General features: G+C 32.0%; 14 protein-coding genes. 2 read left to right on the top strand and 12 right to left on the bottom strand.

The genetic code is table 11. The features are described 5' to 3' along the window. Positions 1 to 8 precede the first annotated feature (8 nt). The 7 genes from B5S50_RS08025 to B5S50_RS08055 form a co-directional block, all read right to left on the bottom strand. Complete coding sequence (locus B5S50_RS08025) at positions 9 to 803, bottom strand: ABC transporter permease subunit (RefSeq protein ID WP_065079708.1); 795 nt, start codon at positions 801 to 803, stop codon at positions 9 to 11. 18 nt (positions 804 to 821) lie between these two features. Further along, a complete protein-coding gene (locus tag B5S50_RS08030; RefSeq protein ID WP_217303539.1) occupies positions 822 to 1739 on the bottom strand; it encodes an ABC transporter ATP-binding protein in 918 nt (305 codons plus the stop codon). A 290-nt stretch (positions 1740 to 2029) separates the two neighbouring features. Continuing rightward, positions 2030 to 3301: a dihydroorotase gene (locus B5S50_RS08035; RefSeq protein WP_065079710.1), complete on the bottom strand. Its 1272-nt coding sequence runs from the start codon at positions 3299 to 3301 to the stop codon at positions 2030 to 2032. Positions 3302 to 3672: 371 nt separating this feature from the next. Further along, complete coding sequence (locus B5S50_RS08040; protein ID WP_065079711.1) at positions 3673 to 4614, bottom strand: 3-hydroxyacyl-CoA dehydrogenase family protein; 942 nt, start codon at positions 4612 to 4614, stop codon at positions 3673 to 3675. A gap of 40 nt (positions 4615 to 4654) precedes the next feature. After that, positions 4655 to 4942: a thiamine-binding protein gene (locus tag B5S50_RS08045; RefSeq protein ID WP_065079712.1), complete on the bottom strand. Its 288-nt coding sequence runs from the start codon at positions 4940 to 4942 to the stop codon at positions 4655 to 4657. Positions 4943 to 5072: 130 nt separating this feature from the next. After that, entirely contained in the window at positions 5073 to 5843 is a 771-nt protein-coding gene (locus B5S50_RS08050) for a LytTR family DNA-binding domain-containing protein (protein ID WP_023162322.1), read from the bottom strand. Next, positions 5836 to 7524, bottom strand: coding sequence for a LytS/YhcK type 5TM receptor domain-containing protein (locus tag B5S50_RS08055; protein WP_023162323.1), 1689 nt, complete (start codon positions 7522 to 7524; stop codon positions 5836 to 5838). The genes B5S50_RS08050 and B5S50_RS08055 overlap by 8 nt, the downstream gene beginning before the upstream one ends. 316 nt (positions 7525 to 7840) lie before the next feature. Here B5S50_RS08055 and B5S50_RS08060 point away from each other — a divergent pair, with 316 nt between their 5' ends. Together B5S50_RS08060 and B5S50_RS08065 are read left to right on the top strand one after the other, a co-directional pair. Beyond that, entirely contained in the window at positions 7841 to 9634 is a 1794-nt protein-coding gene (locus B5S50_RS08060) for a carbon starvation protein A (RefSeq protein ID WP_023162324.1), read from the top strand. Positions 9635 to 9923: 289 nt separating this feature from the next. Further along, a complete protein-coding gene (locus B5S50_RS08065) occupies positions 9924 to 11714 on the top strand; it encodes a carbon starvation protein A (protein WP_217303540.1) in 1791 nt (596 codons plus the stop codon). Between the two features lie 78 nt (positions 11715 to 11792). Here the strand turns inward: B5S50_RS08065 and B5S50_RS08070 are convergent, their stop codons facing one another. From B5S50_RS08070 to tsaD, 5 genes are all read right to left on the bottom strand, one after another. Next, positions 11793 to 14714, bottom strand: coding sequence for an insulinase family protein (locus B5S50_RS08070; protein ID WP_254306733.1), 2922 nt, complete (start codon positions 14712 to 14714; stop codon positions 11793 to 11795). 22 nt (positions 14715 to 14736) lie between these two features. Continuing rightward, on the bottom strand, positions 14737 to 15591 hold the full coding sequence (locus B5S50_RS08075) for a patatin family protein (protein WP_065079716.1): 855 nt from the start codon (positions 15589 to 15591) through the stop codon (positions 14737 to 14739). Between the two features lie 27 nt (positions 15592 to 15618). Next, the gene (proC, locus tag B5S50_RS08080) at positions 15619 to 16431 is read right to left on the bottom strand and encodes a pyrroline-5-carboxylate reductase (RefSeq protein WP_065079717.1); all 813 of its coding nucleotides are present in this window, start codon (positions 16429 to 16431) and stop codon (positions 15619 to 15621) included. A gap of 174 nt (positions 16432 to 16605) precedes the next feature. Then, the gene (locus tag B5S50_RS08085; protein WP_207644840.1) at positions 16606 to 20052 is read right to left on the bottom strand and encodes a pyruvate carboxylase; all 3447 of its coding nucleotides are present in this window, start codon (positions 20050 to 20052) and stop codon (positions 16606 to 16608) included. 508 nt (positions 20053 to 20560) lie between these two features. Beyond that, positions 20561 to 21586, bottom strand: a complete 1026-nt coding sequence (gene tsaD / locus B5S50_RS08090; protein ID WP_065079719.1) for a tRNA (adenosine(37)-N6)-threonylcarbamoyltransferase complex transferase subunit TsaD — start codon at positions 21584 to 21586, stop codon at positions 20561 to 20563. Between the last annotated feature and the right edge of the window lie 301 nt (positions 21587 to 21887).

The raw sequence follows: 21887 nt of genomic DNA on the forward strand, positions 1-21887 counted from the left end.
GTAACTATTCAAATCAATTTCTCTGGAATAAATTTAGAGGAAATCCTTTTTATCAATAGATAATCAAGTACTAAGAGAACACCACCTGCTATAAGCATTACAAGATTATCGAGTAAAAGTATACCTGTCATTTGAGCTACTAATATAAGAATCACTGGAATGACAAGAAGCCCGCTTACCTGTTGTGCTTCCTGAAATGTTTCTGATTTTGCCGATACCATAACAGTAAATGTTAGCGATAATAAATTGATTGCAGGTGAAATCCAAAGTATGATTATAATCCATTTTATGTCCGGGAAAATGAGTCCTCCAAAATAGATAAAACCACCTATATTACATATGATGCCAAAGACTATAAATGAAATGAAAGTCACGATGTAGGATGGCACAAAAACCCCTAAAATCTTAGCTCTAAGCAATTGTTCCATGGATATTGGTGTGTAAAGCAGAGACTCCATAGTTTTATGCTCTTTTTCTCCCACAAAACTACTGGCTCCAATAACTCCTGAACACATTATTGGAATTATAAGAAAGTATGACGGAAACATAAAGTCTATACTTACTTTTATTAAAAGCTTAGCTGGAGTATATGCTGCATATTCAGGAGGCAATTTTCTTAGAAGAGGAGCCATTTTTGTAAGCATACTTGAATCATTTCTAATAAAGTTCGCCCCAATAAGTATTCCTAATGGTATGATTACAATCAAAATAATCGGTACAATAGTCATAGGCATAATAACACGTTTTGAACTTGTTATTTCATTTATATCTTTATAGATCAATGCTTTTTCACTTATATTCATACTCTAACCCCTCCAGACTTATAAAGTTACATCATTAGATGTGCCTTTTATATATTTAAAGTACAGTTGTTCTAGTGACCATTTCTTCTGCATCGCCTCATAAATTTCCCCACCGCTTGTCAGTATGCCTTGTATTAGAGTATTTGCCTCTTTATCTCCTAAAATAGATTTGCTATATATATTATTACCTTCATGGATAAATCCAAGTTTTTCCGAAATATTTTTTCCTCTAATTTTTAATTGAAGAGCTGCATTTTTCCTTAAAGCAAGTTCATTAAATGTACCTAAACCAAGGATACTACCATTATTTATAAAACCATATAGTGTGCAGATATCTTCAGCATATTTTAATTGATGGGTGCAAAGAAATATTGTAACCTCGTTTTCCTCTGCAAGTTCTTTTATAAGCCTTGTAACATTTAGTGCATTTTCTGGATCTAAACCAGAAGTAGGTTCATCAAGAAATAAAATCTTAGGATTATGAACTAATGCTACAGCCAGAGAAACTCTCTTTCTCATTCCCGTACTGAAAGATTTTACCTTCCTGTTTTTTACATCTAATAACTCCAGCCTTTTCAATATAAAATCAGTACGTTCATTAAGCAATTTTTCACCCATTCCATGCATTTTGCCAAAAAATATTAAATTTTGCTCAGCAGTAAGGTTCTCATAACAGGAAGAACTTTCAGTCATAACCCCACATAATCTATGAATTTCAATATTATTTTTTCCCACAGGTATTCCTAAAATTTCAGCATATCCTGACGTTGCCGAAAGAATTTCATTAAGAATTCTAACTGTAGTGGTTTTTCCTGAACCATTAGGGCCAAGAAATCCAAATATCTGGCCTTTTGGTATACTTAGACTTATATTGTTCAAAGCATTAATCTGCCCATCGTAAGACTTTTTAAGATTTTTTATACTTATTGCATTCACTTTTTTCACCTAACCTTTCTTTCAGTTTTTTCTTGATTGTTGTCTCATCTATACGAGTATTTGTTCCATTACAATTATTATCCTCAAATCATTTATCTACCTTATTAAAATATTCATTTCTTTCTATCGCCTATAAATAATATTTTAGATGTTGACCTATTTACCGTAAATGGAGTTGTAGTTGATCTTAGTTGAAAAAATCAACTTGCAGGAAACATGATTTCATAATTAAAGCCCTGCTTCTTTTTATTAAGCAAGGCTCATATATAGCTTATTTCTCAGATAGCACACTATTTTTCGTCTTCATACACAATAGTTCCCTTATATATTGTGTTCTTTACTTTTCCATACAACTTTTCACCTATAAAAGGAGAATTGCATGACTTAGAATAAAAGTCACTTACCACATATTCTTCCTCAGGATTAAATATTACAATGTCTGCCCTATGTCCTTCTTTTATATATCCCCTATCCAATCTATACAACTTTGCAGGATTTACAGTAAACTTTTCTATAACATCCATGTAACTTAAATATCCTGGTTTAACTAATTTTGAAATTGCAAGAGAAAGTGCAGTTTCAAGGCCTATCATTCCACTTGGTGCTTTAGAAATTTTACCTTCTTTTTCTTTTTTTGAATGAGGTGCATGGTCTGTAGCTATTATTTCAATTGTGTTATCTTTCAGTGCCTCGATTATAGTCTTTCTGTCACTTTCCATTCTCAAAGGTGGATTTACTTTTGCATTTGCTCCCTTTTTCAAGACTTCCTCTTCTGTTATGCTAAAATGCTGCGGTGTTGCCTCTGCCGTTATATTTGCACCCATCTTTTTTGCCCATCTAACAAGTTCAACAGATAAACCAGAGCTTATATGTTGAATATCAATTTTTGCTTTAGTTGATATTGCAAGTGCTGCATCTCTTGCAACAAGCACATTTTCTGCTTCTCTGGGAGAGCCTTTTATCTCTAATGCGTCTGCTATTTTCCCTGAATTTATTCCATTTTCACTTATTAGTTCCGGATCTTCTTCGTGAAAGCTAAGAACTACATCAAGCTCCCTTGCCATGTTCATAGCCTCAACTGCTGTTTTTGAACTTATAATTGGTTTACCATCATCAGAAAATCCTACTGCTCCAGCTTCCTTTAACTTTTTCATGTCTACAATTTCTTTTCCAGCCATTCCTTTTGTTATAGAAGCTACTTGAAGTACTTCAATTCTTGCCATTTTAGCCTTGTTCAATATATAGTCTAAAGTCTCAACATTGTCTACCACCGGTTTAGTATTCGCCATACATATAACCGTTGTATATCCTCCCCTTGCAGCTGCATTTGCTCCAGTAAATATATCCTCTTTATAGGTAAAACCAGGATCTCTAAAATGACTGTGTATATCTATAAAACCTGGAGCAACTATGCAAGAAGACGCATCTATAACCTTATCTACATTTTTTTCATCTATGTTTTTATCAATTTTTACTACATTTTCATTATCTATTAAAATATCCACATTTTCATTTAATTTGCTCAATGGGTCAATGACATATCCGTTTTTTATAAGTATCATTCAAAATCCTCCTACTATATTCATAAGCTATTTTGCATTTATTCTACCAGAAACAGATAACTTTAGCTATCTATTCCCATAGAAAATGTAAAAAGAGTTTCTAACTTAAAAATCAACTTATACGTAAGCATATTTTTAATAATTAATAGTTAAGAATTAATAGTTAATGTGGATTTTTTTCCACTACACTACAAAAAATCTTTGATTAAGCTTTTTCACCACTCGTTTCGCTAAAGCGAAACATTGGTGATTCATATAAATTTAAAGATTTTTTGCGATAGCTAAAAATCATCCTTCACTATTAATTTTTCATTATTAATTCTTAACTTAAAAATATGTCTGCGTATAAATTGATTTTCTGCTTAGAAACTCTATTTCTCCTTAGAATCTCTCTCTAAAAAGTCTAAAAGTACTTCTGTACGTTCTTTTTGTTTCTTTTCTAAATCTTCTGGTGTCCAATTATAAAATCCTTGTCCACTCTTACTTCCCAAATTTCCAGCTTCAACTTTATCCTGCATTAACTTAGAAGGTTTTGTATAATTACATAAATCTTTAAATAAATATGTAGATATATTATGAAATATGTCTAAGCCTCCTAAATCTGCACTGCATAATGGGCCTGTAACAGGTAATCTTCTACCATGTCCATATTCCATGGCTTTATCTACCTCTTCTGGTTTTGCCCAACCTTGTTCTACTATATATAAGGCTTCTCTAAGAAGTGCAAGTTGAAGTCTATTCCCTATAAACCCTAAACATTCCTTTTCCATGCGAACAGCTTTTTTACCTATAAATTCAACCCAGTTCATGACTATTTTCATCGCATCCTGTGATGTTTTTTCTCCTGGTACTACTTCTACCAATGGAATCAGCTGTGGTGGATTCCAAAAGTGGGCAATTGCTACTCTTTCAGGGTACTTTGTATTCTTAGCTATAGCTGTTGGACTAAGTCCTGAAGTATTACTAGTTAAAACTACATCTGGTGAACAAATTTCATCCAACTGCCTAAAGATATCCTGTTTTAACTCTAAGTTTTCAGCTAATGCCTCTATTACAAAATCAGCATCTTTAGCAGCTTCTTGAATTGTTTTAACACCCTTTATTTTACTTAAAATTTCTTCACATTTTTCATCTGACAATTTTCCTGCAGCCTTTAAACTATTTAAGCTAGATTTTATATTATTAAATCCTCTTTCCAAGCTTGCATCAGATCTGCCATACATAACTACATTTAATCCTGCTTTTGCAGAAAGTAATGCTATACCATGTCCCATAGTTCCAGTTCCTAAAACTGCTATATCTTTGATGTTCATTATTCTTTACCTCTTCCTAATACAAAAGTTGAAAACCAGTTTATCTGTATTTCCCAATTTTCTCTTCCATAGTCACACCTGTTGGCTTATAATCTATTTTTACTATAGATGCAACTCTCTCCGCTCCTCCTTCTACACATATACTTTGAGCCTTTTCTACTATTTTCAGAAGTTCACTCAATTCACCTTCCATAGTAGTTTCCATAGGTCCTACTTCATACTTTACCCCAGTAGAAGCTATATACTCTATAACCTTATCAACAACACCATACAAATCCTTATCCTTTACTACAGGTAACACTTGAAGACTTACATTTACTACTGCCATAATACATTTCTCCTTCACAATTTAATTTTTAACTATTTTGTCAATTACAAACCATATATAAGGTTTCTAATTGAAATTTGTCATTACATGATCTGTATAAGCTAACTTTCTAACCAAGAAACTCTATAATTCATATCTTAAGCAATTCTCTTAATTTTTTTACGTTACTTCTGCTTATAGGAATTTCTGATTTTTCTTCATCATCCATAACCAGCTTATAAGTTCCATTAAACCAAGAATATAATTCTTTTATATTATCCATGTTTACCAGGTAGCTCCTATGACATCTAAAAAAATTAGTTTTCTCTTCTATCTGATAAAGAGTTGTCCCAACCAGATATCTGTCATTTTTAGTTTTAACATAGGTTTTATCATCTTCTATGTAGCAATAATAGATATCCTTTACATTTACTAAAATTATCTTTCCTTGCCTCTCACAAGGAATTCTTTTTACCAAATTACTCTCTTTGTCTATTTTACTTACTATTTCATTTAATATATCAGGTATTTTTTCATTTTCTGAACTTTTTTCACGCCATTTGCTAATTAATCTTCTTATAGTAACAGCTATTCTCTTTTCATCAAAAGGTTTAAGTACATAATCAAGGGCATATATTTCGAAAGCCTGAACTGCATATTGTTCATAAGCAGTAACAAATATTATATCTATTGACTTATCAAATTTTTTAATGACTTTTGCCAATTCAATACCATTTTTTAAAGGCATATTTATATCTAAAAATACAGCATTTGGTTTTTTATTTTTTATAAGATCTAGTCCACTTTTACCATCGTATGCAATTCCTTCTATACATAAATCCTCATATTTTGATATTATATAATTCAATTCCTCCGCAGCAGGAATCTCATCTTCTACAATAACACATTTCAGTTTATCCATTTGCCGATGAAACCTCCTTCATTGATATGAGGAAACTAATTTTAGTTCCATTATTTAAAGAAGTCTTTATACTTAGTCCATGGTCTTCCCCATATAATAGTTTTAATCTTTCATTTACATTCTTCAATCCTATTCCAGGCCATTTAGTTAAAATTTCATTTAATCTTTCATTACTCATACCTACTCCAGTATCTTCTACTGAAAATAGTATTTCCTTATCCTTAAAAGATGCCTTAAGATATACACTGCCGCCTTCAGGTTTGGGCAGTATTCCATGTTTTATAGCATTTTCTACAATAGGCTGTAGTATGAATGCAGGAACCTTGGCTGTCATCATTTTATCTGGTATATCAATAATTAGCTTCAGCCTATTTCCAAATCTAGCTTCTTCAATAGAAATGTATGATTTAGTAAATTCTAATTCATCTTTTAAATAGGCAAAATCCTCTTCTCTCTTTAAAGTTTGTCTAAAATAATTTGATAAATCTATAATAAGTTCCCTAGCTTTAGAGGGGTTTGTCCTACAAAATGACGATATAGTATTTAGGGCATTAAACAAAAAATGAGGTTGTATCTGGGATCTTAGCGCTTTAAATTCTGCTATAGATGCTTCTTCTGCCAATTTATTTAGTTTATATAATTCTATCTGGTTAGAGAGTAAATCGCTTAGTTCTTGTACAAATTGTATAAAATAATTGTTAATATCTTTTTTTGACTTCAATCCAAGTCCCAGTACTCCTTGAAAACCAGAGTTTGGTATATTAAATGGTGCACACACAAAAAACATCTGTCCTTCATTTATGATTTTATAAACAGGAAATTTATCACCCTTATATATACTTTCTCTTAATCTTATCTTATTTATGTTTTTAACAGAACAAGTCAAAATATCACTTTTATCCCCTATAAGTATTCCATCAATATTTGCTACTTCATATATTATTTTTGATACATTTTTAGCTGTTTCCTCTCCAAGTCCTTTTCTCATATATTTTACAGTTCTCTTTGCAATGTTTAAAGCCTTTTGTGCTTCTATAGCTCCAACTTTATTATATTCTTCCTTAACACTTTTTATTATACTTATAAAAATAACAGTACCTAATGAATTTATAAGTATCATTGGGACAGCTATAATTTTTACTAATATAAGTGCACTTATAAGAGGTCTTGCAAATATTAGAATTATTATCATTTGAAAACATTCTGCAACTATGGCCGCAAAAAATGCGTGTTTTACATTAAGGCTTTCATCCTTGGAATATTTTCTTGCAATACCTCCTATAAGCCCTTCTACTATAGTTGCAATAGTGCAAGCAACAGCTGTAAACCCACCTAAAGCATACCTATGGACTCCTGAAATCAATCCTACTATAACTCCAATTAAAGGTCCTCCAATATATCCGGACACTATGGCTGCAATAGGTCTTGTGTTAGCTATAGCATCATGCATTCCCAGATACCCCAAAGCCATAGTTTCTGAATTAATATTATTAGCTGGTTCTACATTTACCCCTGTATAATTACTTAAAATACCTAGAGTACTAAAAAATATTACAAGTAAAATTTTATCTGCAGTTCCCAGCTCATCTTTGATTAATTGTTTTAAAATACTAGAATGATTGTACATATATGCAGATAAAGCAATTAAGGCCATGTTCTGAAGTAATTTAAGATAAATCAAAGTATATCACTCCTCGTATAATTATCTATGAGAACTAGCAGGAACCAACTATTTGAACTTTTGTGCCTAAAAAATATAATAGCACCCCTTATATTATAATAACAAAATTCAATTGCTTTGTTAACTTTATTATATAAATACCTCTTACCGATTACCATCTATTTTCGACTATTTATCACCCTTTTTTACCATTTTAGAGTGCATTAGTATGAAAACGAATAAATTCGGACTATTATCAATATGTAATAACGTTACCATTGTTATTTATTAATCAAGCACTTTTAATTTATTAAAAATTTTACAAGGAGGTACTTATATGAACTCTATAGTACTAGTAATTATAGGAGCTTTAGTATTAGTTATAGGCTACAGACTTTATGGATCATTTTTAGCCGCAAAAGTCCTAGTTCTAGATGAAACAAGAGAAGTTCCCGCTAAAAAATTTGAGGATGGGCATGACTATTTGCCTACAAACAAATGGATGCTTTTAGGACAGCACTTCGCAGCCATTGCCGGTGCTGGGCCACTTATAGGACCAGTTTTAGCAGCACAATTCGGATATCTTCCAGGTACACTTTGGATTTTAATAGGTGGTGTACTAGCTGGAGGAGTTCACGATATGGTTATATTGTTTGCTTCAGTTAGACAAGATGGTCAATCCATAGCCGAAATTGCAAGAAAAAATTTAGGCGAAAGAATGGGTTATATTACATCAATTTCTGTTATTTTTATACTAATAATTACCATGGCAGGCCTTGGGCTTCCAATAGTAAACTCTCTTGCCAGTAGTCCATGGGGAACTTTTACCGTAGGTTTTACTATTCCAGTCTCAATATTCATAGGTATTTATCTTAAATTTATAAGACCAGGTAAAATAGGTGAAGGTACCATAATTGGTATGGCACTTATTTTATTAGGAGTTATTTTAGGACCAACTATCCAAAGTTCAGCACTTGCTCCATATTTAACTTTTAATGTAAAGCAAATGTCACTTATACTTGCTATATACGGTTTCTGTGCAGCTGTTCTTCCTGTATGGCTCTTACTTATTCCAAGAGGTTACCTAAGCACTTACATGAAAATTGGAGTTATGGCCGCACTTGTAGTAGGTATTGTACTTGTAAGACCAGAACTTCAAATGCCTGCTCTTACTAAATTTGTAAATGGTGGAGGACCTATAGTTCCAGGTAAAGTATTTCCATTTATATTTATAACTATAGCTTGTGGTGCTCTATCAGGTTTCCATTCATTGATAAGTACTGGTACAACCCCTAAGCTTATTGCCAATGAAAAGGATATTTTAGCTGTTGGTTATGGATCAATGATTATAGAATCTTTCATAGCTTTAATGGCATTAATTGCAGCAACTTGTCTTCCAACTGCTGATTACTTTGCTATAAATTCAACACCAGCTCTATTTGCAAAACTAGGTATGGTTCCAAAAGAACTCCCTATGCTGCAGCAGTTAGTAGGAGAAAACTTAGTAGGAAGAACTGGCGGTTCAGTATCATTAGCTGTTGGTATGTCTTACGTATTCTATAAAATTCCTGGACTTAAAGGATTGATGTCTTACTGGTATCATTTCTGCATAATGTTTGAAGCATTATTTATACTCACTACTATAGACTCAGGTACTAGAATAGGAAGATATTTATTTCAGGATTTATTCGGAAAATTCTGTAAGCCTCTTGCAAAACAGGACTCCTGGTTTAACATAATATTCTTCAGCTTGCTTATGTCTTTCTGTTGGGGATATTTACTGTGTACAGGTAATATATCTACAATATGGCCTTTATTTGGTGTGGCAAATCAAAGTTTGTCAGCTATAGCCTTTGCAATAGGTACTTCAGTACTTATAAGAATGGGCAAGAGAAAGTATATACCTATTACAATAATACCTATGGCATTTATAAGTGTGGCTACTTTAACTGCATCAGTTGAAAATATAACAGGAAACTATATTCCAAATCATAAAACTACACTTACAGTGTTATCTTTAATTCTCATAGCTATAGTAATAATTATACTTTATGAAAGCATAAGACACTGGATTAAAGATTTAAAATCCGGAGATTATGATAAGCCTCAAGAAGAAAAAATAGTTGGATAAATAGGGTTTATCCTTAAAAGTTTTATTCACAGTGTGTATGAAAAAAAATTCACACTGTGAATTTTTTTTATAAATTTTTCACACTGTAAAATTCAATTATGTTATTCAACTCATTGTAAATACCATTCACATGTTATTTTTGACCATTCGCATCCGTTTTTTTGCACTTTGGAATATTTGGGTATGAAAATCAATAAATTCAGACTATTATAAACATGTAATAAAATTCATATAATTAATTATTAATGAACTATTTATAATTATTAAAAATTAAAAAGGAGGTTTTTATATGAATTCTATAGTACTAGTAATTATAGGCGCTCTTGTATTAGTCGCAGGCTACAGAATATATGGATCATTTGTAGCAGCAAAAGTTCTAGCATTAGATGAAACAAGAGAAGTCCCGTCTAAAAAGTTCGAAGATGGACATGATTATGTACCAACTAACAAATGGATACTTCTTGGACATCATTTTGCTGCAATTGCAGGTGCTGGACCACTTATAGGACCAGTTTTAGCAGCGCAATTCGGATATCTTCCAGGTACACTTTGGATTTTAATAGGTGGTGTACTAGGCGGTGCCGTTCACGACATGGTTATCTTATTTGCTTCAGTTAGACAAGATGGACAATCAATTGCCGAAATTGCCAGGAAAAATCTTGGTGAAAGAATGGGTTATATTACATCAGTTTCAGTTATATTCATACTCATAATAACAATGGCAGGTCTTGGACTTCCTATAGTAAACTCACTTAACAACAGTCCATGGGGAACGTTTACAGTTGGATTTACTATTCCAGTTGCACTTTTTATAGGTATTTATCTTAAATTCTTACGACCAGGTAAAATAGCTGAAGGTACAATTATTGGTATGGTACTTATATTACTTGGAGTTATTTTAGGACCAACTGTTCAGCATTCAGCTTTAGCACCATTTCTTACTTTCAATGTAAAACAAATGTCACTTATACTTGCCGCTTATGGTTTTTGTGCAGCTGTACTTCCTGTATGGCTTTTGTTACTGCCAAGAGATTATTTGAGTACTTACATGAAACTTGGAGTTATGGCAGTACTTGCAGTAGGTATTATATTTGTAAGACCAGAACTTCAGATGCCTGCTATCACTAAATTTGTAAATGGCGGCGGTCCTATAGTTTCAGGTAAAGTATTCCCATTTGTATTTATAACCATTGCCTGTGGTGCTCTATCAGGTTTCCATTCATTAATAGGTTCTGGTACTACACCTAAACTTATTTCAAATGAAAAAGATATACTTCCTATAGGTTTTGGTTCTATGCTTCTAGAATCCTTTATAGCTTTAATGGCATTAATTGCTGCAACTTGCCTTCCAACTGCGGATTACTTTGCTATAAATTCAACACCAGCTGTATTTGCAAAACTAGACATGATTCCAAAAGAACTCCCTATGCTGCAACAGCTAGTAGGAGAAAATTTAGCAGGAAGAACTGGTGGATCTGTATCTCTTGCAGTTGGTATGTCCTACGTATTCTATCAGATTCCTGGCTTAAAAGGATTGATGTCTTACTGGTATCATTTCTGTATAATGTTTGAAGCATTATTTATACTGACAACTATAGACTCAGGTACTAGAATAGGTAGATACTTACTTCAAGATTTAATCGGTAAGTTCTGCAAGCCTCTTGCAAAAAAGGATTCTTGGTTTAACATAATATTCTTCAGTTTGCTTATGTCTGTATGTTGGGGCTACTTACTGTATACAGGTAATATATCAACTATCTGGCCTCTATTTGGTGTAGCAAACCAAAGCTTAGCAGCTATAGCCTTTGCAATAGGTACATCAGTACTTATAAGAATGGGCAAAAAGAAGTACATGCCAATTACAGTAATACCAATGGCATTTATAAGTGTGGCAACTTTAACAGCTTCAATTGAAAATATAACTGGCAACTATATTCCACACGGTAAAACTACACTTACAGTATTATCTCTAATCGTTATGGCCATATTGATAGTTATACTTTACGAAAGTATCAAGCATTGGATTTCAGATTTAAAATCAGGGAAGTATGACAATACACCTGAAAATACCGCAGTTTAGTAAAACACCCTAAAGTTAAAATGTTATCCACAGTGTGAATAAATATGTATTCACACTGTGGATTATTTTATTTTATGCTTATTCAAACAAACTAACCATATTATTAAATATATCTTTATTTTCTTTTATTTTTTGTTCATTTCCAAGTACACATACATTATTTTTGTCCATTACGCTGGAAATAAGTTCTGAAAACCCTGCTATGTCCTCAGGCTTAGTACTTAGTATTTCTTCTCTTTCCTTTTGTAGGTCATCATAACTTATGTGTCTTATATAGTTTTCAGCAGCACGTTCTCCCTTCATAGAAGGTGACAGTGGAAAATCCAAATCTGATATAGTACCTATTATATATTTAGTCATCTGCCTGCTGTCTGCTTTAAAGTTTGCAAAGAACTTACTTGCATTATCATATACCTCAACAGTATGTTTCAAATTTGGATCTCTATAGGATGTAAAAAACATATTTCCATTTCTCTGAAAAGATGCAAAGCTTCCGTAAGCTCCTCCTTGAACTCTTACCTGATTCCATAAATATTCATAATTAGCTATGGATCTTAATACCTGAAGGCTTCCACTATAAGAATATCCGAGATCTATATAGTTATAAGCTTTAGCTACATATTGAACTTTAGATGAAGTCATAAGTCCTTCATTTTTAGGCTTCAAGTCAAAATTATACTCTACTTTACATATCTCATTATCTTTTAATTCATGAAATAAATCCTTAGAAGCACTTTTAAAATTACCATAATCTTTTTCATCACAAGTTATATTTACAGTCAGGTTATTTTTATTAAATATATTATTTGAAACTTCCTCTAATTTTTTGCTTATTTCCTCTGACTTACTATCAAAATTCTTTTCTAAATCTGATATAAATTTATAAAACTCTAAACCACTGAGCATATCTTCATATTTACTTATAGGCGAAAAATAAGATGAAACATGATTTGCAGCTACTACATGGCCTCTTTCAAAAATAGCCATCTCTATTCTAGATTTAGTTTCCTGAATTATTTCTCTCAATCTCTTCTTTTCTTCAAATTTTGTATGATTTATTATATCATTCAATATTGAAATTAATTTTGGTAAGTTATCCACAAGAACCTTTGATCTTACTACAAACTTAGGATAGAATTTGTGGCTATTTCCATTTTCTCCAAAGGATTGAGCAGAATAACCTATTCCTCCTGTATATATATTTATTTCTTTGGCCAGTTCTTCATAATAACAATTTTCAGTGCTGACTTTTCCAAGTACCGCACTTAAAAGTGATATATATGGAATAAGTTCTTCTTTTACTGTATTACTATCAAAATAAAGGTTTAAATAATAAATTCCATTAGTGAATGTTGGATAAAACAATACTTTTACTTTATCCTCTTCCTTTTCTTCAAGTTTCAATCTCTTAGCCTTTGGATCTATATCTGATATGGACAAAAGTGGTATTTTCATCAAGTCTTCCTTGCTATCCCCACTTTCCTGTCTCTTTTTCAATTTTTGAGTATCTTGTATTATTTTTTCTAATTCACTGTCTGAAAGTCCCTTCTTAAAATTATTTAGTTTTTCCTTTAATGCTTTTTCCTTCTTTTCCTCAAGACCCTTTTCAGGTTTAACTATTACCATAGATCTATGGTTGTTTTTTAAAATATATTTATCTATAAGTTTTTCAAAATAATTATTGTCCAATTCAGATTTTATCTTATCCAATACTTTTTCATAATTTAAGTGAATCCATGGCTTCTCACCATACAACCAACTGTCCATGGACTTCATCCCATATATTAATCCCTTAGGATATCCCCTATAATCTGCTTCTCTAAGCTGGAATTCCTTTATATTCAACGAAGCTTCTACAAGCTTTTTATCGATACCCTTGTTAACCATATCTTTTAAAGTAGTTTCTACTACCTGCTTAAATTTATCTTTTTCACTTTCATTAGAATTTTTACATACTATTCCAAGCATAGGCTGAAGCATACTTGGTTCAAATACTCCAAATACATCCTTCCCTATATTAGCATCAATTAGTGCCTTTTTTAAAGGCGAAGATGGAGTTTCTAAAAGTAAATGCTCCAGTATATCAAATGCTAGGTACAGCTCACTGTCCACAGCTTTTCCCACTGAATAGTTCATACTTAAAAATGTTTTATCTTCTTCCCTTTCACTACTTGAAATAGGATATTTAATTGTCATCTGTCTCTCACTACTAAAAGAAGTCTGATTTAATATAGTAGAATCTACATTTTTTCTAGTAAAGTTGCTTAAATACTGTTCATCTAAAAATTTCAGTTTTTCCATAATGTCCATATTACCATACAAATATATATAGCTATTTGATGGATGGTAATACTTATTATGAAATTCTACAAACTGCTGTTGAGTTAGCTCCGGTATCACATCTGGATCTCCTCCAGATTCTACTCCATATTGGGTATCTGGATAGAGAGATTCCATCATTTTTCTAAGAAGTATGGACTCTGGAGATGAGAAAGCACCTTTCATTTCATTGTATACTACACCTTTATAAGTTAAATCTTTGTCTTTGCTATCAAGTTCATAATGCCACCCTTCCTGCATCATTATTTCTGGGTACTTATATATATTAGGGTAAAAAACTGCATCTAAATATACATCCATAAGATTTACAAAATCCTTGTCATTAACACTCGCTACAGGATACATGGTTTTATCTGGAAATGTCATTGCATTTAAAAAAGTATTGAGAGAGCCTTTCACTAGTTCTACAAAAGGTTCTTTTACAGGAAATTTTCTTGAACCACACAATACAGAATGTTCAAGTATATGTGGAACACCTCTGCTGTCATCCGGCGGCGTCCTAAAACTTATTGAGAATACTTTATTGTCGTCTCCATTTTTTAGGAAAAATAATCTAGCACCACTTTTTTCATGTTCAAAAAGCATTCCCTCAGAATTTATCTCATCTAATTTTTCCTTCTCTAGTAATTTAAAGCCATTGTATGTTTTTCCTAAATCCATATCAATTCTCCCTTCCTATTATTTACCCCACAATCCATTTCTCTAATTTATCATAACACTGTGAAGCTTCTTTATACCCTTGATTATATAGTTCAGTGAGCTTATTTTTATCTTTTTCTATCCTCCTAACTTTAAGCTGATCTTTAGGCCTTATTACAAATACCTTTCCTTCTCTTTCAAGTTGTTCTATATAGCTTAAAGTATTGTTGTATTTTTTATGTCTGTCTATCATTGCATTCACTAACCCTTTATAATTATAGTATATTTTGTTTGCTAAAAATTTCATTCTAAAAGGCTTTTTTACATAATCCTTATTTCTGGTTAAAATAATTACATTTTTATTATTCCCATCTTTTATAGATTTTTTTATAGGTATGGGATCTGAAATTCCTCCATCTAATAAATTTAGCCCCCTAAATTTTACTATAGAAGCCATAAAAGGTAAGCTGCTAGAAGCTCTTATCACATTAAATATTTCTTCATCTAAACATTGATTTTTATCAAAATATACAGGTTCACCTCTATCGCAGTCTGTAGTTGTTATTATAAATTTTTCACTTGCATTATTGAAAGATTTTTTATCAAATATCTCTAGTTTATTTGGTATTTCATCAAATATAAAATCTACTCCAAAAAGTCCCTTCTTAAATATCAAATTTCTGCAGCTCAAATATCTGGAATCATTCACATAGTTTATGTTTATCCTTTTGTTTCTTCCCTTTTGTCTTGAAATGTAGGAGCATGCATTGCAAGCTCCCATGGATACTCCTATAACATAAGGGAAATACAAATTCTTCTCCATAAAAAAGTCTAATACTCCAGCAGTGTATAATCCTCTCATACCTCCGCCTTCTAAAACTAATCCTATACCTTCCATATGTTCTGCACCTTTCTTACTATAACATCAAACACGCTTTGACATTTCAATTGATTTTTCTGTACATTTTTTCACAGCTTCAATAACCGTTCCCCTAAAGTTATTTTTTTCAAGTGAATAAACTGCATCTATAGTTGTACCTGCTGGAGAACATACATTATCTTTGAGTATTCCCGGATGCTGTCCTGTCTCAAGTACCATTTTTGCTGCACCTAAAACTGACTGTGCTGCAAATTCATAGGCCATTTTTCTTGTCATTCCACTTAAAACTGCACCATCTGCCAGTGCTTCTATAAACATATATACATAGGCGCCTGAAGATCCACTTACACCTACAACTGCATCCATAAGTTTTTCATCTACTATTTCCGCTCTTCCTAAGCTTTTAAAAATATCCACCGTAAAATTTAAATCTTCTTCTTTAACTACATCATTAACACATACTGCAGTCATACTCTCCCCCACTTGAGCAGAGGTATTTGGCATAGTTCTTATTATAGGTAATTTCTTTTCGAACCATCCTTCTACAGATTTAATATCTACACCTGCAGCTATAGTAACAATAACTACATCTTCTTTTATTTCTTCTTTTATTTCTTCTATAACTTTTTTATATACGTTTGGTTTTACACTCAAAAAAAGCAAATCTGAAAATCTAGCCACTTCATCATTGCTTTTAGCCGTCAAAATTCCGTATTTCTCTTCAGTAGATTTAAGTTTTTCATAAGATCTATTACTTGCCATTATACTTTTACTGTTAATTAATCCTGACTTTACTATTCCGCCAATTATAGCTTGAGCCATGTTTCCGCATCCAATAAATCCAATATTTTTGTTCATCTTCATACCTCTTTCCTACAATTTGTTTTCTTTCAAATGCCTAAATTTAAACCGCTAAATTGTCATTATTAATATATTCTAACATAACTGGTTAAGTTAGTGAAGTTAAGCTATTAGAGTATTAAAAAATAAGGTACTATTAGAAACTCTAATAGTACCTTTAATAATATTTACCTATTTTAATCTAATTAAAAGTTCTCCAGTTTTAACTCTCTGGCCTTCTTTTACAAATACTCCATCAATTACTCCTGCTTCAGCAGCTGAAACATTTGTTTCCATTTTCATAGCTTCTATTACAATTAAGCTCTGGCCCTCTTCTACTTTATCTCCTGGTTTTACAAGTACTTTAACAATGTTTCCAGGTATACTTGATCCTATTTCTTTTTCATCATCTTCATCTGCCATAACACATGAATTTTCTTTTATTCCTGATCCAGAGAAAGCCAAGTTATCTTTTATCCTTATGTCTCTCTTAATACCATTTACCTCAAATACTAAGAATCTGTATCCTTCATCATCAACTTTTGTAATCTCTAATAACTGTACAAATAAACTCTTTCCTTCTCCTATTTCAACTTCACAAAGTTCTCCTTCCGCAAGTCCATAGAAGAATGTTTCACTTTCCATTCTGCTAAGATCACCATATTCACTTAAGAATTTAAGATAACCTTCATATACATCAGGATACATAGCATAGCTTATAAGTTCTTTATTATTAAATTCTCTCTTATATTTTTTAGTTAAATACTCTTTTATTTTGGCAAAATCTTCTGGTGGTAAAAGTTCTCCTGGTCTTACCGTAAAAGGTTCTTCTCCCTTTAAAACTACTTTTTGAAGTTCCTTTGGGAATCCTCCCATAGGCTGACCCATCATTCCCTTAAAGTAAGAAATTGTAGAATCTGGGAAAGTTAAGCTCTTACCTTTTTCATAAATATTCTTTTCATCTAAATCATTTTGTATCATGAATATAGCCAGGTCTCCTACCATTTTTGAAGAAGGAGTTACTTTAATTATGTTGCCAAGCATTTTATTAACTCTCTTATACATTTCCTTTACATCTTCAAAACGATCCCCCAACCCAAAACTTTCAACCTGAGGTTTTAAGTTTGAATATTGACCTCCTGGTATCTCATACTTGTATATTTCTGCAGTACTTGACTTAAGTCCTGACTCAAACTGACTGTATATAGGCCTTACATCTTCCCAATAGTTAGATATTTTTTGAAGATTATCTGCATCTAACTTAGTATCTCTAGGTGTATTTTTAAGTGCTGCTGCTATTGAATTCAAAGCTGGCTGGCTAGTAAGCCCAGACATACTATTGAATGCAGTATCAGCTATATCAAGTCCTGCATCGGCAGCCATGAGTACTGTTGCCACACCATTACCTGTAGTATCATGAGTATGAAGATGTATTGGAATAGATACCTCATTCTTAAGTGCTTTTACAAGTTTATAAGCAGAATATGGCTTTAATAGGGCAGACATATCCTTTATTCCAAGAATCTGTGCTCCAGTTTTCTCTATTTCTTTAGCTAAGTTTACATAGTACTGAAGTGTATATTTATCTTCCTTGTCATCTAATACATCTCCTGTATAGCACATACATGCTTCAGCTATTTTTCCTTCTTTTAATGTCTGATCTATAGAAACTTCCATTCCTTTAAGCCAGTTTAAAGCATCAAATACTCTAAATACATCAATACCTGAAGCTGCAGATTGTTTTATAAATTCTCTAATAACATTATCAGGATAGTTCTTATATCCTACTGCATTAGCTCCTCTTATGAGCATCTGGAATAGTATATTAGGAACCTTTTCTCTAAGTTTTTCTAGTCTTTCCCAAGGAGATTCATTTAAAAATCTATAAGCTACATCAAAAGTTGCTCCTCCCCACATTTCCATGGAGAAAAGATCGTTTGTCAATACTGATTGTGCTTTTGCTATCTTAAGCAAATCTCTAGTTCTCACCCTAGTTGCCATAAGCGACTGATGGGCATCTCTCATAGTAGTATCTGTAATAAGAAGCTTATCTTGTGATTTTATCCAATCAACTAATCCATCTGCTCCTTTGGTATCAAGTATCTGCTTCGTTCCACTCAATTTAATATTTTCTTCTACTTTTGGTACAATAGGTATATTAAATTTCTTCTTCTTTCCACGAGTCTCATTTACTACTTTATTTCCTATAAATTTAAGTACACTCATCTCTTTATCTAGTTTTGGTTTTATATCAAATAAATCTGGATTATCTTCAATAAAATTAGTATCACATTCACCTTTTATAAACTTTTCATGACTTAACACTTTTATTATAAAGTCTGCATTTGTCTTTACTCCTGATATAACAGTCTCATTTATAGACCTTATTGCCTTTCTTATGGCATCTTCAAAAGTTCTTGACCAAGATACAGTTTTTACTAGCAAACTATCATAATGAGGACTTATTACTGCGCCTGTAAATCCATTCCCTCCATCAAGTCTTATACCAAATCCAGAACCAGTTCTATACATATCTATTCTTCCTGTATCTGGTGCAAAATTATTTAAAGGATCTTCTGTCGTAATTCTGCATTGTATTGCATATCCTTTTAACTCTATATCATCTTGAGATTTTATTCCTATTTCCTTAGAATCAAGTGAATGCCCTTCTGCAATAAGTATTTGATCTTGAACTATATCTATTCCTGTAACCATTTCAGTTACAGTATGTTCTACCTGAATTCTAGTATTCATCTCTATGAAATAGTGATTTCCGTTTTTATCAACCAAAAACTCCAAGGTACCTGCACTTGTATATCCTACAGTTCTTGCAATTTTTAAAGCATCTTCACATATTTGTTGTCTTTTTTCTTCTGAGAGGGCTAAAGATGGTGTAAATTCTATCACCTTTTGATGTCTCCTCTGTATAGAACAATCTCTTTCATACAGATGGACAATATTGCCGTACTTATCTCCGAGTACCTGCACCTCTATGTGTTTTGGACTTTCAATATATTTTTCAATATATATTTTTTCTGAACCAAAAGCTTTTCTGGATTCGTTTTTAGCACTGTTGTAGGATTCTACGAGATCTTTTTCTTCCCTTACTATTCTCATTCCTCTGCCGCCACCGCCATCAGCTGCTTTAATCATGACAGGATATCCACAGAACTTAGCAAATTTTAAAGCTTCTTCTTCTGTCTTTATAGCCTCTTGAACTCCTGGTATTGTTGGAACCCCAGCCTTTTGTGCAACAATCTTAGATTTTATCTTATCACCAAGCATCTCCATCATATCTGATGTAGGTCCTATAAATTCAATACCTGCTTCTTTACACTTTTTTGCCAATTCAGGATTTTCTGATAGAAATCCATAACCCGGATGTATTGCATCTACATTTTTCTTCAAAGCTATATCTATTATTTCATCAATATCTAAATATGCTTCTACAGGTCCCTTATTTTTCCCTATCATATAGGATTCATCAGCTTTAGTTCTGAAAAGAGATCTCTTATCCTCATTTGAATATACTGCTACAGTAGTTATTCCCAATTCTTTACATGCTCTGAATATTCTTATGGCTATTTCTCCTCTATTCGCTACAAGAACCCTCTTAAACCTCTTTAACAAGTACGCCATCCCCTTTTATAAAAATTATATATTTTGTATAAATATTAATATTCATTAATATTTATTAATATTTACTATTAAATATCTGAGTCACATTACTATTATATATAAGTATCAAAATTATTTCAATTGAATTTTTATTTTTTTTGCCTTGCATAACAGTTTTATTTTGAAAATCTTCTTGTATAGTGTGTGAATACTGTATGTATACGTTACAATGGAATTTGTTATCTACAGTTTATAGTTTGACAATATATATATTAATATGCTATTTGCAATTTTTCTTTATACAGAAAATCAATATCGATACCATTTATTATATATCGTGTAATGCATTTTGTAAATAGTATATTCTATATATTATTTATGCTACTCAATATATTGTGGTAAATTATTCAACATGATAGAGTTTCTAAACGAAAATAAACTTATACTCCGAATATTTTGGTAAGCCGCAAATACGGTTAAATATTCTTACGTATAAGTTTATTTTTAAGTTAGAAACTCTATAACTTATCTATCTTTCTCCTAGTTTTAAGTTTGGAATTGCATTTAAACTTAGAGGACTTCTAGTCCCTTTCATATACTCAAAATATGCGGCACTTCCTATCATAGCTCCATTATCCGTGCATAATATAATCTCTGGAAACAAAACCTCTATATTCCTTTCATGACCTGCATTTTTTAAAGTTTCTCTAAGACAGCTATTTGCAGCTACTCCTCCTGCTACAGCTATTTTATCTACATTTTTCAACTTGCATGCCTTCATAGCATTGTCTACTAAAAAGCTTACTACAGCCTTTTGAAACGATGCTGCTACATCAGCTCTGTTTATTTCTTCATTTTTCATTTCCTTTTGATTCAAATAATTTAGCACAGCAGATTTTAAGCCACTAAAGGAAAAATCAAGGGAACTTCCATCATGAAAATTTGCCCTAGGAAATTTAATTGCATCTGGATTTCCTTCCTTCGCTAACTTATCAATTTTAGGTCCTCCTGGATACCCAAGTCCAATAGCCCTTGCAACTTTATCATAGGCTTCTCCAGCCGCATCATCTCTAGTTTGACCCATAACCTCAAATTTTCCATAGTCCTTCATATAAACCAAATAAGTATGCCCTCCAGATACAACCATACATACAAAAGGCGGTTTTAAATCTTTATATTGTATAAAATTAGCACTTATATGTCCTTCTATGTGATTTACTCCTATTAAAGGCTTGTTAAGTGCATAAGCTAATCCTTTTGCATACTGAAGCCCTACAAGGAGTGCCCCTACAAGTCCTGGTCCATAAGTAACTCCTACAGCATCTATATCATCAAATGTAATACCAGCCTTTTCAATAGCCTGCTGTGCTACAAGACTTACAACCTCTATATGCTTTCTTGAGGCTACTTCTGGCACTACTCCTCCAAATTTCGTATGTATATCTATCTGCGAAGATATTATATTAGACAAAACATCTCTTCCATTTACCACCACAGCTGCAGAAGTTTCATCACAGCTGCTCTCTATAGCAAGTATTTTTATATCTCTTTCCATAATTTCTTACCTTCCTACATTTCATATAAAGTTATTAAAATTTGTCTCTAATCCACTTGTTTAGCTACCATTGAATTATACTACTTATCTTTTTTATAGTATAGTATATTTCCAACTTATTTCCCGGGACTTAAAATCCATATGATATAATATAGCCATATTATAATTTAACTCAACTTTCACATTTTAAAAACTTTGCGAAGCAACTTTTTTAATTAATAGTTAAGAATGAAGAATTAATAGTTAATGTGGATTTTTTCCGTTACACTACAAAAAATCTTTGATTAAGCTTTTCATAACT

The sequence above is a fragment of the Clostridium sp. 001 genome, from assembly GCF_019056555.1.
GTDB lineage: Bacteria > Bacillota > Clostridia > Clostridiales > Clostridiaceae > Clostridium_B > Clostridium_B ragsdalei.

Bases quoted from the DNA above. Each gene is read 5' to 3' on its own strand.
- proC (WP_065079717.1), bottom strand. From the start codon at position 16,431: ATGAACAAAAATATTGGATTTATTGGATGCGGAAACATGGCTCAAGCT.
- B5S50_RS08040 (WP_065079711.1), bottom strand. From the start codon at position 4,614: ATGAACATCAAAGATATAGCAGTTTTAGGAACTGGAACTATGGGACAT.
- B5S50_RS08050 (WP_023162322.1), bottom strand. From the start codon at position 5,843: ATGGATAAACTGAAATGTGTTATTGTAGAAGATGAGATTCCTGCTGCG.
- B5S50_RS08045 (WP_065079712.1), bottom strand. From the start codon at position 4,942: ATGGCAGTAGTAAATGTAAGTCTTCAAGTGTTACCTGTAGTAAAGGAT.
- B5S50_RS08085 (WP_207644840.1), bottom strand. From the start codon at position 20,052: ATGGCGTACTTGTTAAAGAGGTTTAAGAGGGTTCTTGTAGCGAATAGA.
- B5S50_RS08025 (WP_065079708.1), bottom strand. From the start codon at position 803: ATGAATATAAGTGAAAAAGCATTGATCTATAAAGATATAAATGAAATA.
- B5S50_RS08035 (WP_065079710.1), bottom strand. From the start codon at position 3,301: ATGATACTTATAAAAAACGGATATGTCATTGACCCATTGAGCAAATTA.
- B5S50_RS08065 (WP_217303540.1), top strand. From the start codon at position 9,924: ATGAATTCTATAGTACTAGTAATTATAGGCGCTCTTGTATTAGTCGCA.
- B5S50_RS08075 (WP_065079716.1), bottom strand. From the start codon at position 15,591: ATGGAAGGTATAGGATTAGTTTTAGAAGGCGGAGGTATGAGAGGATTA.
- tsaD (WP_065079719.1), bottom strand. From the start codon at position 21,586: ATGGAAAGAGATATAAAAATACTTGCTATAGAGAGCAGCTGTGATGAA.
- B5S50_RS08060 (WP_023162324.1), top strand. From the start codon at position 7,841: ATGAACTCTATAGTACTAGTAATTATAGGAGCTTTAGTATTAGTTATA.
- B5S50_RS08070 (WP_254306733.1), bottom strand. From the start codon at position 14,714: ATGGATTTAGGAAAAACATACAATGGCTTTAAATTACTAGAGAAGGAA.